Origin of the sequence: Pseudomonas sp. NPDC089401 (genome assembly GCF_044749485.1) — a bacterium.
GTDB lineage: Bacteria > Pseudomonadota > Gammaproteobacteria > Pseudomonadales > Pseudomonadaceae > Aquipseudomonas.
This window is the reverse complement of record NZ_JBIVIA010000002.1, coordinates 42,158-57,335: the sequence shown is the minus strand read 5'-3', so window position 1 is coordinate 57,335 and position 15,178 is coordinate 42,158. Positions and strand designations below refer to the sequence as shown.

Annotated in this window: 11 protein-coding genes; 3 read left to right on the top strand and 8 right to left on the bottom strand. The window is 63.9% G+C overall.

The genetic code is table 11. The features are described from left to right. Positions 1–6: 6 nt before the first annotated feature. The 4 genes from ACIP21_RS04430 to rpsU all read right to left on the bottom strand — a co-directional run bounded on the left by ACIP21_RS04430 (position 7) and on the right by rpsU (position 8,278). On the bottom strand, positions 7–3,750 hold the full coding sequence (locus ACIP21_RS04430; protein WP_400684422.1) for an EAL domain-containing protein: 3,744 nt from the start codon (positions 3,748–3,750) through the stop codon (positions 7–9). Positions 3,751–3,871: 121 nt separating this feature from the next. Next, positions 3,872–5,722 (bottom strand): RNA polymerase sigma factor RpoD, encoded by a 1,851-nt coding sequence (gene rpoD / locus ACIP21_RS04425; RefSeq protein WP_400684419.1) that lies wholly within the window; start codon positions 5,720–5,722, stop codon positions 3,872–3,874. Between the two features lie 67 nt (positions 5,723–5,789). Continuing rightward, positions 5,790–7,772 carry a DNA primase gene (dnaG, locus tag ACIP21_RS04420; protein WP_400684417.1) on the bottom strand — a complete coding sequence of 661 codons (1,983 nt, stop codon included), beginning with the start codon at positions 7,770–7,772 and terminating at the stop codon, positions 5,790–5,792. A gap of 290 nt (positions 7,773–8,062) precedes the next feature. Then, positions 8,063–8,278, bottom strand: coding sequence for a 30S ribosomal protein S21 (gene rpsU, locus ACIP21_RS04415; protein ID WP_003255575.1), 216 nt, complete (start codon positions 8,276–8,278; stop codon positions 8,063–8,065). Between the two features lie 205 nt (positions 8,279–8,483). Between rpsU and tsaD the strand changes: the two genes are divergently transcribed. Further along, the gene (gene tsaD / locus ACIP21_RS04410; RefSeq protein ID WP_400684414.1) at positions 8,484–9,509 is read left to right on the top strand and encodes a tRNA (adenosine(37)-N6)-threonylcarbamoyltransferase complex transferase subunit TsaD; all 1,026 of its coding nucleotides are present in this window, start codon (positions 8,484–8,486) and stop codon (positions 9,507–9,509) included. A gap of 16 nt (positions 9,510–9,525) precedes the next feature. Here the strand turns inward: tsaD and plsY are convergent, their stop codons facing one another. After that, positions 9,526–10,095: a glycerol-3-phosphate 1-O-acyltransferase PlsY gene (gene plsY, locus ACIP21_RS04405; RefSeq protein ID WP_400684411.1), complete on the bottom strand. Its 570-nt coding sequence runs from the start codon at positions 10,093–10,095 to the stop codon at positions 9,526–9,528. A 74-nt stretch (positions 10,096–10,169) separates the two neighbouring features. Between plsY and folB the strand changes: the two genes are divergently transcribed. After that, positions 10,170–10,526, top strand: coding sequence for a dihydroneopterin aldolase (gene folB / locus ACIP21_RS04400; RefSeq protein WP_400684408.1), 357 nt, complete (start codon positions 10,170–10,172; stop codon positions 10,524–10,526). Continuing rightward, positions 10,517–11,026, top strand: coding sequence for a 2-amino-4-hydroxy-6-hydroxymethyldihydropteridine diphosphokinase (gene folK, locus ACIP21_RS04395; RefSeq protein ID WP_400684405.1), 510 nt, complete (start codon positions 10,517–10,519; stop codon positions 11,024–11,026). Before folB ends, folK begins: the two co-directional genes overlap by 10 nt. A 100-nt stretch (positions 11,027–11,126) precedes the next feature. Here the strand turns inward: folK and ACIP21_RS04390 are convergent, their stop codons facing one another. From ACIP21_RS04390 to ACIP21_RS04380, 3 genes are read right to left on the bottom strand one after another with little or no spacing between them, the layout of a single operon-like run. Continuing rightward, a complete protein-coding gene (locus ACIP21_RS04390; protein ID WP_400684403.1) occupies positions 11,127–12,224 on the bottom strand; it encodes a multifunctional CCA addition/repair protein in 1,098 nt (365 codons plus the stop codon). Positions 12,225–12,284: 60 nt separating this feature from the next. Next, positions 12,285–13,853: a SpoVR family protein gene (locus tag ACIP21_RS04385; RefSeq protein ID WP_400684400.1), complete on the bottom strand. Its 1,569-nt coding sequence runs from the start codon at positions 13,851–13,853 to the stop codon at positions 12,285–12,287. Continuing rightward, the gene (locus tag ACIP21_RS04380; RefSeq protein WP_400684397.1) at positions 13,850–15,121 is read right to left on the bottom strand and encodes a YeaH/YhbH family protein; all 1,272 of its coding nucleotides are present in this window, start codon (positions 15,119–15,121) and stop codon (positions 13,850–13,852) included. The genes ACIP21_RS04385 and ACIP21_RS04380 overlap by 4 nt, the downstream gene beginning before the upstream one ends. Positions 15,122–15,178 lie beyond the last annotated feature (57 nt).

Sequence of the window (15,178 nt, the reverse complement as noted above, 5' to 3'; positions counted from 1 at the left end):
CGCGGATTATAACGAGGGTTTCCAGACCGTGCCATCCGAAAGATCACTTAGTGCTATACGAAGAAAGGTCGCCGCGAACTCGTCCGGCGGCAGCGGCAGGCTGACGATGTAGCCCTGGATCTGCTCGCAACCCTCGGCGGCAAGGAAGCGCTGTTGGGCCTGGTTCTCCACGCCCTCGGCGATGATGGTCAGTTGCATGCTGCGCCCCAGGGCGATGATGGCGCGGGCGATGGCGGCGTCGTGGGGGTCGTCCGGCAGGCCGCGGATGAACGACTTGTCGATCTTGAGGATGTCCAGCGGCAGGCGCTTGAGGTAGCTCAGGGACGAGTAGCCGGTGCCGAAATCGTCGATCGCCAGCTGCACGCCCAGTTGCTTGAGCTGGTGCAGCACGGCCAGGGCTTCCTCGGCCTGGCTCATGATGAAGTTCTCGGTGATCTCCAGCTGCAGGTCGCCGGCCTTGAGCTGGTAGGTGCGCAGCAGGTGTTCGATGCGCTTGGCCAGATTGGGCTGGCGCAGCTGGGCACCGGCCAGGTTGATCGAGAGCGGGCCGAAGGCCTGGTAGTGTTTCTTCCAGCGGTGCATCTGCTGGCAAGCCTGCTCCAGTACCCAGTCGCCGAGCTGGAGGATGGTGCCGTTCTCTTCGGCGAGGTGAATGAAGTGCTCCGGCGGCACTTCGCCGAAGGTCGGGTGGCTCCAGCGGATGAGCGCCTCGGCGCCGACCAGGGTCTGGGTCTTGAGGCTGAACTTGGGCTGGTAGCTGAGGCTCATTTCGTTGCGCTCGATGGCGCGGCGCAATTCGTGTTCCAGGGCGATGCGTTCGCTGGCCTGGGCGGTCAGGTCGCGGGTGTAGGCCTCGACGCGGTTGCGGCCCTTGGCCTTGGAGCGGTACATGGCGGCGTCGGCGTTGCGGATCAGCGTGGCAACATCGCTGCCGTCCTGGGGGTAGAGGCTGATGCCGATGCTGGCGCTGGTGAAGAACTCGTGTTCCCCGGCCTGGAACGGCGCGACGAAGCAGGCCAGCAGTTTGCTGGCGATGGCACTGGCATCGGCGGGCTTGTGCAGGCCGGGCAGGAGGATGATGAATTCGTCGCCGCCCAGGCGGGCCACGGTGTCGACGTCACGGACCTGCTCCTTGAGGCGCTGGGCGATGCCCTTGAGCAGCAGGTCGCCGACCGGGTGGCCGAGGCTGTCGTTGATGTGCTTGAAGCGGTCGAGATCGAGGAACAGCACCGCGCCCTGGCGGTTGGACGCCTGTGCGCAGGTGAGCACCGCCTGCAGGCGGTTCTCGAACAGGGCGCGGTTGGGCAAGCCGGTGAGCGGGTCGTGATGGGCTTGGTAGTCGAGCTTGGCCTGGGCATGCTTGAGGCTGGAAATGTCGGCAAACACGGCGACGAAGTGGGTGATCTCACGTTCGTGGTTGCGCACGGCGCTGATGGTCAGCCAGCCGGGGTACAGCTCGCCGTTCTTGCGCTTGTTGTAGATCTCGCCCTGCCAGTGGCCTTCGTCGTTCAGCTGATGCCACATCGACGCGTAGAAGGCGCTGTCGTGCTGGCCGGAGGCGAGCAGGCGCGGGGTCTGGCCGAGGGCTTCGATCTCGCTGTAGCCGGTGATCTCGCTGAAGGCGCGGTTGACCGCACTGATGCGCTGGTCGGTGTCGGTGATCAGCACGCCTTCGGCGGTGTTCTCGAATACCGTGGCGGCCAGTTGCAGTTTTTCCTGCATCAGGTGGCGTTCGGTGATATCGCGGGCGATGGTCAGCATGCAGTCGACGCCGGCGATCGGCAATGGCCGCACCGACAGTTCGCAGAGGCGGATCTGGCCGTCGCTGCGGCGCAGGTGGGAGGTGAAGTCGCGCACGAAACCATCACGGGCCAGTTGCTCGATCAGGCGCTTGCGCTCGTTCAGGTCGACCCAGATCCCCAGGTCGAACGAGGTCTGGTCGACCGATGGATTGAAATCGTAACCGGTCAGGCGGCAGAAACCATCGTTCACCTCCAGCAGCAGGCCGTCGCTCTGGCGCGACAGCAGCAGGCCATCGGGCGAGGCGTGGAAGGCTTTGGCGAACTTTTCCTCGGAGGTCTGCAGCTGTTGCTGGGTCTCCTTGAGCTGGCTGATGTCGCGCACTGCCACCACCAGCGCCAGCTGGCCATCGAGCTCGAAGGTTTCGGCCGAGGTCAGGCCGGTGAACAACTGGCCGTTGCTGCGGCGGAAGGTCATCTCCAGGTTGCGGATTCCGCCCTGGTGCAGGCGTTCGAGCAGCTTCGGGCCCATGCCCTCGGCGCCCCACAGGTTGAGTTCGGTGGCGGTGCGGCCGATCACCTCGCCAGGGCTCAGGCCGATCTGTTCTTCGAACGCTTCGTTGACCTCCAGCAGCGCACCGTCGCTGTGGCGGGCGATCAGCAGGATGTCCGGGCACTGTTCGAACACCGAGGCGAACTTCTGTTCGGAAAGGCGCAGGGCATCCTCGGTGCGCTTGGTTTCGCTGATGTCGATCATCAGCCCGCGCATCACCGGCTGGTGGCCGTGCTCGATCATGCTGACGATGTTGCGCACCCAGAGCGCCTGGCCGTCGGCGCGCATGACCCGGTAATCGAGGCTGTGGTCGCGGCCCGCGGCGGTCTCGCTCTCGCAGAAGGCCTGGGCCCAGAGTGCATCCTCCGGGTGCAGCACGCTGCGCCAGAAGCCTGGCTTGAGCCAGTCGTGCAGCGGGTAGCCGAGCAGGTCCTCGGCATGGGGCGAGACGTAGCTGTAGGTGAAATCGTTGGCGTCGGCCTCCCAGGCGATGGCCGAGAGGCTTTCGATCAGGCCGCGGTAGTGGTACTCGCTGCTGCGCAGTTCCTGTTCCAGGGCGATGCGCCGGGAGATTTCCGAGCTCAGGCGGCGGTTGATGCGGATCACCACGGCCAGGATGGCGACCAGCAGCAGCACGGCCGGCAGGCCGTACATCAGGGTGTCATGCCAGAAGCTGCGCTGGTCGACCACATTGCCGACCCAGCGTTGCTGGATCTGGCTGACCTCCTCGCTGGTCATGTCGGCCATGACCTTGTCGAGAATGCCGATCAATACCTGCTGCTCGCGTGGCGCGGCCATTGCCAGCTGGTAGCGGTAGGGTGTTTCGCCGCTGACATACAGCCCTTCGAGCTTGAGCTGGCGCAGGCTCCAGATGCTCGAGGCGAGGTCGCCGACCACGGCGTCCACGGCGTCGGTGGCCAAGGCCTGGAGGGTCGAGCTCACGTTGGGCATGGCCACCAGGTTGAGGTCCGGGTGGTGGGTGCGCAGGAGTTCGTGGGGGGCGTAGTTCTCCACCACCGCAACCTTCAGGCCGTAGAGGTCCTTGAGGGTGTGCGGCTGCGGCCTGCCTTCGTGGGCAAGGATGACGATGGGGAAATCCAGGTAGGGGCGGGTGAAGGCCAAGTAGTTCTGGCGCTCCGGGGTCGACATGATGCCCGGTAGCAGGTCGATGCTGCCTTGGCGTGCCTGCTGCAGCACTTCGGTCCAGCTGCTGGGCTCGACCGGCGTGAGCGAGACCCCAAGGCGTTCCTGGAGCAAGGCGATGTAATCGGCGGCCAATCCCTGGTACCGGCCTTCCTGGTCCCGAAACTCGAACGGTGGCCAGGAGGCGTCGACGCCCAGCTTCAGCTGCGGGTGCGCAGAGAGCCAGGTTTTTTCCTCGTCTGTCAGGGTGAGGGCGCCGGCCGTCGTGTTCCAAAGGACAAGGAGCAGCAACAGAATGGCCGGCATCGGCGGCATAGCGGCCTCTCGTTCAGGTGGTCTGAAGTCGAGTGTAGACGGGCAATCTGCCCACTGGATAGCTACTTGCCCTAGCCATTTGTCACATAAGAAAAACCCCGGCCTGGGCCGGGGTTCGTCATCACTCGTCGAGGAAGGAGCGCAGATGCTCGCTGCGAGTCGGGTGGCGCAATTTGCGCAACGCCTTCGCTTCGATCTGACGGATCCGCTCACGGGTCACGTCGAACTGCTTGCCCACCTCTTCGAGGGTGTGGTCGGTGTTCATGTCGATGCCGAAACGCATGCGCAGCACCTTGGCTTCGCGTGCGGTGAGGCCCGAGAGCACGTCACGGGTGGCTTCCTTGAGGCTTTCGACCGTGGCCACGTCGATCGGGGACTGCATGGTCGAGTCCTCGATGAAATCGCCCAGGTGCGAATCTTCGTCGTCACCGATCGGGGTTTCCATGGAGATCGGCTCTTTGGCGATCTTCAGTACCTTGCGGATCTTGTCCTCAGGCATCTCCATGCGCTCACCCAGCTCTTCCGGGGTCGGTTCACGACCCATTTCCTGCAACATCTGGCGGGAAATACGGTTGAGCTTGTTGATCGTCTCGATCATGTGCACCGGAATACGGATGGTGCGCGCCTGGTCGGCGATCGAGCGGGTGATCGCCTGGCGGATCCACCAGGTGGCGTAGGTCGAGAACTTGTAGCCGCGACGGTATTCGAACTTGTCCACCGCCTTCATCAGGCCGATGTTGCCTTCCTGGATCAGGTCGAGGAACTGCAGGCCGCGGTTGGTGTACTTCTTGGCGATCGAAATCACCAGACGCAGGTTCGCCTCGACCATTTCCTTCTTGGCGCGACGGGCTTTCGCCTCGCCGATGGACATGCGACGGTTGACTTCCTTGATCTCGGCGACGGTCAGGCCGGTCTCGATCTCGAGGTCGATCAGCTTCTGCTGGCAGGCGACGATGGCGGCGTCCTTTTCACCCAGGGCGGCTGCCCATTTGGTGCTGCGCTTGGCCAGGTCACCGGACCAGGTCTGGTCGGTCTCGTTGCTCGGGAACAGGCGCAGGAAGTCGGCACGCGGCATGCGGGCGTCACGCACGCACAGCTGCATGATCGCACGCTCTTGCTGGCGCAGGCGGCTCAGGGCATCGCGCACGCGCTCGACCAGCACGTCGAACTGCTTGGGTACCAGCTTGATCGGCATGAACAGGTCAGCCAGGGCCTGCAGGGCCTCGATGCTTTCCTTGACGCCACGGCCGCTCTTCTTCAGGACCTTGTTGGTGGCCTGGAGTTGATCGGCAACGGCACCGAAACGCTGGGCCGCGATGACGGGATCGGGACCGCTTTCGGTCTCTTCCTCGTCATCACCGCCTTCGCTTTCTTCGTCTTCGTCGTCCGACTCTTCCTTGGCCGCAGGGGCCTTGGCGCCTGGAACCGGCACTTCATCGGTCGGCGCGGCAATGTTGTCGTCAGGGTCGATGTAACCGCTGAGGACATCGGACAGGCGGCCGCCTTCGGCGGTGACGCGGTCGTATTCGCCGAGGATATAGTCGACAGTGCCCGGGAAGTGGGCGATGGCGCCCATGACTTCGCGGATGCCTTCCTCGATGCGCTTGGCGATTTCGATCTCGCCTTCGCGGGTCAGCAACTCGACGGTACCCATTTCGCGCATGTACATGCGCACCGGGTCGGTCGTGCGGCCGATATCGGTTTCAACGGCCGCCAACGCAGCAGCGGCTTCTTCGGCCGCGGCTTCGTCGGTGTCGGCTTCCGCCAACAGAAGGGCATCCGCATCCGGAGCACTCTCGAATACGTTGATCCCCATGTCGTTGATCATGCGGATGATGTCTTCCACCTGTTCCGGATCTGAAATATCCTCAGGCAGGTGGTCGTTGACCTCCGCGTAAGTCAGGTAGCCCTGCTCACGACCGCGGGTGATCAACTCTTTGATACGAGACTGCTGTTGCGCTTTTCCGGACATAACACCCTATCCACTGAAGGTCTTGGCGGGCAAAAAACAAGCCGAGGATTATACCCGAGCATGGGCCTCACGCGCCAGATGAGGTCGGCGTTTGTGCGGGAACATTCCGGCTCAGCAGGGCGAGGAGCTGGGTTTTTTCCTCGCTGGTCAATTCGCTTTGACGTGATTTCCTGAGCAGTTGTTCCAGGCTGCGCTCGCGTTGGCGGGCGGACAAGCTAGTTATAGTGTCGAAAAACTGTTGTTCAAGGTTGTCGGCCACGATCAGCCATTCCTTTTCCGCCAGGGCCCGCAGCAGGCGGCCCTGTTCGGTGCCGTGCCAGCGCGCGATCAACTGCATTGAGCTTAGCCCAGGATTTTTCTGCGCGGCTTCGATCAACGCCACCAGCAACTGGCTGTACAGGTGTTCTTCGTCGGCGAAGTGGCTGGCGTCCTCGACCTTGCCCGCCAGCAGCGGGTGGTGCAGCAGGGTGCGCAGGGCGGCCAGGGTGGGGGGCTCGACCGGTGCTGGCACCCTGGGCGGGGCTTCATCGCGCTGCTGCCAGGGCTTGCCTCCCTTGCGGTTCTTGTCCCAGGGCTTGTCGCTCCATGGCTTTTTCCCGCCACCCTTGTTCGGTTTCCACTCCGGTTCCTGGTGAGCCGGGGCATAGTCGGGCTGCGGCATGTCGCCGTAGTCGGGGGTGTAGCTGGCCATGGCATCGTAGTCGTAGCCAGGGTCGTAGTCCGGCACGCTGCTGGGCGCTGGAGCCTGCTGGGCGAGCTGCTCGACCTGCTGCGGGTCGAGGCCGGTGATCTCCTTCAGGCGGTTGCGCATCAGCTGGCGCAGGTTGGCGCCGGGGATCTTTTCGATCAACGGTGCGGCCAGGGTCGCCATGTGCGCCTTGCCTTCCAGCGAGCGCGGGTCGGCTTCGGCGCTCAACTGCTCGAAGAAATAGTCGGCCAGCGGCTGGGCGTGCTGGTTGATGCGGGCCTTGAAGGCATCGGTACCTTCGGCGCGGACCAGGCTGTCGGGGTCTTCGCCTTCGGGCAGGAACAGGAAGCGCGCGCGGCGCCCGTCCTGCAGGGCCGACAAGGTCGACTCCAGCGCACGCCACGCGGCCTTGCGCCCGGCCTGGTCGCCGTCGAAGCAGAACAGCACGCTGGGCACCACGCGGAACAGGCGCTTGAGATGTTCTTCGCTGGTGGCGGTGCCGAGGGTCGCCACGGCGTTGCGCAAGCCTTGCTGGGCCAGGGCGATGACGTCCATGTAGCCTTCGACGACGATGATCTCGTCGAGGTTGCGGTTGTGCTTGCGCGCTTCGTACAGGCCGTAGAGTTCCTGGCCCTTGTGGAATACCGGGGTTTCCGGGGAGTTCAGGTACTTGGGCTTGTCGTCGCCGAGCACCCGGCCGCCGAAGGCGATGATGCGTCCGCGGCTGTCGCGGATCGGGAACATCACGCGGTCGCGGAAGCGGTCGTAGCGTTTGCCGCTCTCGGCGTTCTCGATCAGCAGGCCGGCATCGATCATCACCTTCTGCTGCAGGGTGTCGGCGCCCAGGTGCTTGAGCAGGTTGTCCCAGCCCGGCGGGGCGAAGCCCAGGCCGAAGTCGCGGGCGATCTCGCCCGACAGGCCGCGGCCCTTGAGGTAGTCCACCGCGGCCTTGCGGGTCGGGTGTCCGCGCAGGGCCTGGCGATAGAACTCCGAAGCGGCGTCCAGCAGCGGGTACAGCGGCGAATCGGTCGGCTGGCGTGGCTTGTGGTCACGACGGCCTTGTTCGCGGGGGACTTCCATGCCGGCGGCACGGGCCAGTTCCTCGACGGCCTGGGGGAAGTCCAGGTTGTCGTGGTCCATGACGAAGCCGAGGGCGTTGCCGCCGGCGCCGCAGCCGAAGCAGTAGTAGAACTGCTTGTCGGGGCTGACCGTGAAGGAGGGGGTTTTCTCCTTGTGGAACGGGCAGCAGGCGGAGTAGTTCTTGCCGGTCTTTTTCAGCTGGACACGTGAACTCACCACGTCGACGATGTCGAGGCGGTTGATCAGGTCGTCGATGAAGCTTTGGGGAATCAGCCCGGCCATGGCAGTCTCGTCATCTGGCAACTGGCAAGTCTAATCGCTAACGCGCCGCAGAGGGGCGAATGCCGAATAGGAGAGGTGCGAGGGAATATGTGCTCGTCGGTAGCCGCAAGGGCCCGTCAGTCAGGACGTGCACGCCTGGCCGGAGCCAGCTCTGACGCTTTGATGCATTTGCCCACTGCAGGTTGCGACGGGCACCTTGGGCTAGCTGCTCAAGGCTTGAAGCACGCTGCTGCCATCGGCCCGGCGGTGAGCCGGGCAGGGCAGAAGCTCTTGTGCGTCGAACGTCTGTATTAGTACAGGCGAACGGCGCGGCGCTGTTCGCGCTGAACTTTCTTGGCGTGACGCTTGACAGCGGCAGCTGCTTTGCGCTTGCGCTCGGCGGTCGGCTTCTCGTAAAACTCGCGGCTACGAACTTCAGCCAGTACACCGGCTTTTTCGCAGGAGCGCTTGAAACGACGCAGAGCGACGTCGAAGGGTTCGTTCTCTTTAACTTTGACGGCTGGCATCCAGGGCTACCTTAATTCATTACCGGGGTAGACGTGCTCCTGGCAAAACAAAAGGTGTGCTGGAGAACGTCGGTTTTCAAGGGTTGCGGATGTTAACCCTTAGTACGCCGGAATGCAAAGCCTCTGATCGAAAACCGCTGGTCGGCACCCGGCACGGGGACTATCATGCGCGGCTTCGAATTCAGCCCCCACAAGGGACGAGCCCATGCTAGTACTGGGATTGGAAACATCCTGCGACGAAACCGGCGTCGCATTATACGACAGTGAGCGCGGTTTGTTAGCCGACGCGCTGTTCAGTCAGATCGACCTGCACCGCGTGTTCGGTGGGGTGGTGCCCGAGCTTGCCTCGCGGGACCACGTCAAGCGCATGCTGCCGCTGATCCGTCAGGTGCTGGCCGAGGCCGGCTGCGTCGCCACCGAGATCGACGCCATCGCCTACACCGCGGGCCCTGGCCTGGTCGGCGCGCTGCTGGTGGGCGCTTCATGCGCCCAGGCCCTGGCGTTCGCCTGGGACATCCCGGCGGTCGGCGTGCACCACATGGAAGGCCACCTGCTGGCGCCGATGCTGGAGGAAAATCCACCGGAGTTTCCGTTCGTCGCCTTGTTGGTCTCCGGCGGCCACACCCAGCTGGTCAAGGTCGATGGCATCGGCCAGTACGAGCTGCTGGGCGAGAGCCTGGACGATGCGGCCGGCGAGGCGTTCGACAAGACCGCCAAGCTGATCGGCCTGAATTACCCGGGCGGGCCGGAAATCGCCCGCCTCGCCGAACAGGGTGTGCCGGGGCGCTTCGTGTTCCCGCGGCCGATGACCGATCGTCCGGGCCTGGAGTTCAGCTTCAGCGGCCTCAAGACCTTTGCCCTGAACACCTGGCAGCAGTGCAAGCAGGCTGGTGACGACAGCGAGCAAACCCGTTGCGACCTGTCCCTGGCGTTCCAGCAGGCGGTGGTGGAGACTCTGACCATCAAGTGCAAGCGTGCCCTCAAGCAGACCGGCCTCAAGCGCCTGGTCATCGCCGGTGGCGTGAGCGCCAACAAGGCGCTGCGTGCGTCGCTGGAAGACATGCTGGCCAGTATCAAGGGCAACGTGTATTACGCCCGTCCGCAGTTCTGCACCGACAACGGCGCGATGATCGCCTATGCCGGTTGCCAGCGCCTGTTGGCCGGGCAGCAGCAGGACCTGGCGATCAGTGTGCAGGCGCGCTGGCCGATGGAGCAGCTGCCGCCGCTGTGATCGGTTGATGGGTGTGTCAGAAGTGCCTTTCGCGCCCGGCGAACAAGTCACGCAGGTTGTTGCGGTGGCGCCAGACGATCATCAGCGTCAGTACGGCGATCGGCAGCAGCGCCTCCGGCTCGCGCCAGGCCAGCAGTGGCAGGGTCAGCGGCGTGGCGATCAGGGCCGCCAGCGAGCTGGTGCGGGTGAGGTAGAAGGTCAATAACCAGGCGCCGATGGCCAGCAGTGCAGCCGGGAAGTACAGGCCCATGAGCATGCCGGCGGCGGTGGCGACGCCCTTGCCGCCCTGGAAGCGGAAGTACAGCGGAAACAGATGGCCGAGCACCGCACAGACGCCGACCCAGGCCTGGTCCCGCAGGCCAAGGCCGGCGGCGCTGGCCAGCAGGACAGGCAACAAGCCCTTGCACAGGTCGCCGAGCAGGGTCAGGATCGCTAGTTTACGGCCCGCCAGGCGTAGCATGTTGGTGGCGCCGGCGTTGCCCGAACCGCTGGAACGCGGGTCCGGGCTGCCCGAAAGGCGGCTGAGGACGATGGCGAAGGACAGCGAGCCGAGCAGGTAGGCGAGCAGCGCCAATAACCAAAACATGCTAACTATTCCGGGCGAGGACGCCCTGATTCTAACGGCGCCCGTCGCCCTTGTCGTGCTGTGGAGAGAAGTGCTTGGACAGAGTGTTCATCGAAGGCCTGGAAGTCGATACCGTGATCGGTGCCTATGACTGGGAACGGGATATTCGCCAGTGCCTGCGCCTGGACTTGAGTTTCGCCTGGGACAACCGCCCGGCGGCGGCCGGTGACGACCTCGAACTGGCGCTGGATTACGCCAGCGTCTCGGCACGGGTCCAGGCCTTTGCCGAGCAGGCGCGTTTCGAGCTGGTGGAGACCTTTGCCGAGCGCCTGGTCGCGGTGCTGATGGAAGAATTCCACATCCCTTGGGTGCGGCTGAAACTGACCAAGCCAGGCGCGGTGCCGGCGGCCCGTGGTGGCGTTGGCGTGGAGATCGAGCGCGGATGTCTCTGAGCACGGTTTACCTGGGCCTTGGCAGCAACATCGACCGCCACCAGCACCTGTGTGCCGGGCTCGATGCGCTGGCGGCGATGCTCTCGGACATGCGTTGCTCGCCAGCGTTCGAGAGCCAGGCGGTGGGGATCAAGAGCGGGCCGTTCATCAACTTCGTGGTGACCGGCAAGACCGACCTGCCGCTGATCGAGCTGGACCGCAGGCTCAAGTTCATCGAGGCCGACAATGGCCGCTACGCGCCGGACCGCAAGGGTTTGCCGCTGGATATCGATGTGCTGATGTATGACGACCTGCATGGCACCTTCGATGGGCTGGTGCTGCCACGGGCGGAGATCCTGAAGAATGCCTTCGTGCTGTGGCCTTTGTCGCTACTGGCACCGGAGCTGGTTCACCCCGGGGCGCAGAAGAGCATGGCGCAGTTGTGGCAGGAGGCGCAGATCGACCAGGTGCTGGCACCGGTCGCCTTCGAGTGGCGAGGCTTGCAGCTGACCCAGATGTGAGCCTGTGCCGGCCCTTTCGCGGCTGAAGCCGCTCCCACAGGGACCTCGCCATCATGCGGCCCCTGTGGGAGCGGCTTTAGCCGCGAAGAGGCCAGCAGAGTCAGCCAAGCTTGTAAGCCTGGAGCGCTTTCAACCGTTCCCCCTTGAGGGCTTCGCCTAGAGCCTGACCGGTCAGCCCGGCATCCACCAGCGGTTTCACATCCACCGCTCGCGCCGCGGCCGCTGCCCCGCGCAGATAGTCGGCTTGTGGATAACTGGCATCACCCTGGGCCATCGCACACGCCGCAATGAAATCCTCGAAGCGTTGCGGCCGCCGATAGACATCGAATTTCTGCAGTATTTCCAGCAGTTTCACAGGCGTTAGCTGCAAGGCATCGTCAGCATCTGCGGCAAACTCCCCCACCAGCACGGCCAGTTCCTGGCATTCACGCGGTGCCTTGAAACGCTGGTTCAGCGCCTTTATCGCCACCGGCTCCAGCCCGCGCAGCAGGCACGCCCAGCGCACTGCCAGCGGCTGCTGATGCACGGCAGCCTGGTGCAGCGCCGCCAGCGAATCCGCTGCGTGTTGCAGCTCCGGCATCAATTCCTGCAGGGCTCCAGATGAGCGAAGCACCTGGATGAACACCTGCGGCTCGCTTTCCATCAGCGCCCGCTCGATCTCTTTCCAGCTGCGTTCTGCCGTCAGCGCCTGCAATTCGCCGGATTCGGCGATCTGGCGCATCAGTGCCAGTGTTTCCTCGGCGACGTGAAAACCCAGTGGGGCATAGCGCGCCGCGAAACGGGCAACGCGCAGCACGCGCAGGGGGTCTTCGGCGAACGCCGGGGAAACATGGCGCAGGATGCGCTGTTCGAGATCGCTCTTGCCGTTGTAGGGGTCGTGAACGGTGCCCTGTTCATCCTCGGCCATGGCATTGATGGTCAGGTCGCGGCGAATCAGGTCTTCTTCCAGTGTCACCTCGGGGCTGGCGTGGAAGGTGAACCCGCCGTAACCCCGTCCGCTCTTGCGCTCGGTGCGCGCCAAGGCATATTCCTCGCCCGTCTTCGGGTGCAGGAACACCGGGAAATCAGCGCCCACCGGGCGAAAGCCCTGGGCGTGCATGTCTTCGACCGTGGCGCCGACCACCAGCCAGTCGATATCGCTGACCGGGCGCCCGAGCAGGCGGTCGCGTACCGCGCCGCCGACTTTGTAGATGTGCATGTGCAGCCTCCATTACTGCCGACAGGATACCCTGTCGGCGGCAACGGTGGTGGGCGGTGGCTAGAGGTGGTGGATGACGGCGAGGTCCATGCGGCCGTAATCACCGCTGTCGCCATGTTCGCCACGGGGTGGCATGTGGTGGGTTTTCATGATCTGGTCGCCCTGCACGGTCTCCAGGTGGATGTCGAAGCCCCACAGGCGGTGCAGGTGCTTGAGCACTTCCTCGGTGGAGTCGCCCAGCGGTTTGCGGTTGTGCTGCTGGTGGCGCAGGGTCAGCGAGCGGTCACCGCGGCGGTCGATGCTCCAGATCTGCACGTTGGGCTCGCGGTTGCCGAGGTTGTACTGGGCCGCCAGTTGCTCGCGGATGATCCGGTAGCCGGCCTCGTCGTGGATCGCCGGGACCAGCAGGTCGTCGCGCTGGTCGTCGTCGAGGATGCTGAACAGCTTCAGGTCGCGCATCACCTTGGGTGACAGGTACTGCAGGATGAAGCTTTCGTCCTTGAAGCTGCTCATGGCGAACTTGATGGTGGAGAGCCAGTCGCTGCCGGCAACGTCGGGGAACCAGCGGCGATCCTCCTCGGTCGGGTCTTCGCACATGCGGCGGATGTCGGTGTACATGGCGAAGCCCAGCGCGTACGGGTTGATGCCGCTGTAGTAGGGGCTGTCGAAGCCGGGCTGGAACACCACGCTGGTGTGTGACTGCAGGAACTCCATCATGAAGCCTTCGGTGATCAGGCCTTCGTCGTACAGGTCGTTCATCAGCGTGTAGTGCCAGAAGGTCGCCCAGCCCTCGTTCATCACCTGGGTCTGGCGCTGGGGGTAGAAGTACTGGGCGATCTTGCGCACGATGCGCACCACTTCACGCTGCCAGGGCTCCAGCAGCGGGGCGTTCTTCTCGATGAAGTAGAGGATGTTTTCCTGGGGTTCGGACGGGAACCGCACATCGTCCCGTTCCCCTCCTTTTTCGGCGCTTTTGGGGATGGTGCGCCACAGGTCGTTGATCTGCCGCTGCAGGTGCTCTTCACGGTCTTTCTGGCGCCGACGCTCTTCTTCGGCGGAGATCGGATAAGGGCGCTTGTAGCGATCCACGCCGTAGTTCATCAGGGCGTGGCAGGAGTCGATCAGGTCTTCGACGGCATCGATGCCATGGCGCTCCTCGCACTGGGCGATGTACTGCTTGGCGAATACCAGGTAGTCGATGATCGATGTCGCGTCGGTCCAGGTGCGGAACAGGTAGTTGCCCTTGAAGAAGCTGTTGTGGCCGTAGCAGGCGTGGGCGATGACCAGTGCCTGCATGCACATGGTGTTTTCTTCCATCAGGTAGGCGATGCACGGATCGGAGTTGATGACGATCTCGTAGGCCAGGCCCATCTGGCCACGGCTGTAGGACTTTTCGGTGCTTAGGAACTGCTTGCCGTAGGACCAGTGGTGGTAACCCAATGGCATGCCGACCGAAGCATAGGCATCCATCATCTGCTCGGCGGTGATCACCTCGATCTGGTTGGGGTAGGTGTCCAGGGCGTAACGCGCGGCCAGGCGGCTGATTTCCCGGTCGTAGGTCTGGATCAGCTCGAACGTCCACTCGGACCCGGTGGAGATGGGTTGGCGTCTCTGTGCTCTGGCGGTCATGTGGCTAACCTGCGCTGGAAGAGTTCACGGAAGACCGGATAGATATCGCCGGCCGATACCAACTGCTGCTGGGCGAATGTGTCGGGGAAGGCCTCGCCGATTCGCTCGTACTCGTACCACAACGCCTGGTGTTCACGGGGGGTGATCTCGACGTAAGTGTAGTACTGCACGTGGGGCATGATCTGCTTGGAGAGGATTTCGCGGCAGATCGGCGAGTCGTCGTTCCAGTTGTCGCCGTCGGAGGCCTGGGCGGCGTAGATGTTCCAGTCGGCCGCCGGGTAACGCTCGGCCATGATCTCCTGCATCATTTTCAGGGCGCTGGAGACGATGGTGCCGCCGGTCTCCCGGGAATAGAAGAATTCTTCCTCGTCGACTTCGCGGGCGCTGGTGTGGTGGCGGATGAACACCACCTCGATGCGGTCGTAATTGCGCTTGAGGAACAGGTACAAGAGGATGAAGAAGCGCTTGGCGATGTCCTTGGTGGCCTGGGTCATCGAGCCGGACACGTCCATCAGGCAGAACATCACCGCCTTGGAGCTGGGGTTGGGCTGCTTGACCAGCAGGTTGTACTTGAGGTCGAAGGTGTCGAGGAAGGGCAGGCGGTTGATGCGTGCCTTGAGCCGTTCGATTTCCTGCTCGACGTCCTGGATGTCGGTGAAGTTGTCCGGCTCCTCGACCTTCAGCCGGTCCAGCTCCTTCTGTGCCTCGCGCAGCAGCGCGCGGCTGCTTCCGGTCAGGGCGATGCGCCGGGCGTGGGCCGAGCGCAAGGTGCGGACGATGTTGATGCGCGACGGGTTGCCTTCGTTGGCGATACCGGCGCGTACGGTCTTGAAGGTGTCGGCGCCGGTCAGGTGGCGCTTGACCAGGTTGGGCAGCTCGAGGTCTTCGAACATGAATTCGAGGAACTCTTCCTGGGTGATCTGGAAGACGAATTCGTCCATGCCCTCGCCGGAGTTGCCGGCCTTGCCGCGGCCGCCGCCACCCCCACCACCCTGGGGCCTGGGGATGTGTTCGCCGGCGGTGAATTCCTTGTTGCCCGGATGCACGATGGTCTGCTTGCCGCCACGACCGTGGTGCAGCACCGGCTCGTCGATGTCCCGGCCTGGGATGCTGATCTGCTCGCCGTGCTCCATGTCCATGATGGAGCGGCGGCTCACGGCCTCTTCGACGGCCTTCTTGATGTGTTCACGGTAACGCCGCAGGAAGCGCTGGCGGTTGACCGTGCTCTTGTTCTTGCCGTTCAGGCGTCGGTCGATAACGTAGCTCATGGTCCCTCCGGTAGCTGGGAACAGCTGCACGCTTCAAGCTACGAGCTGCTGCACGTA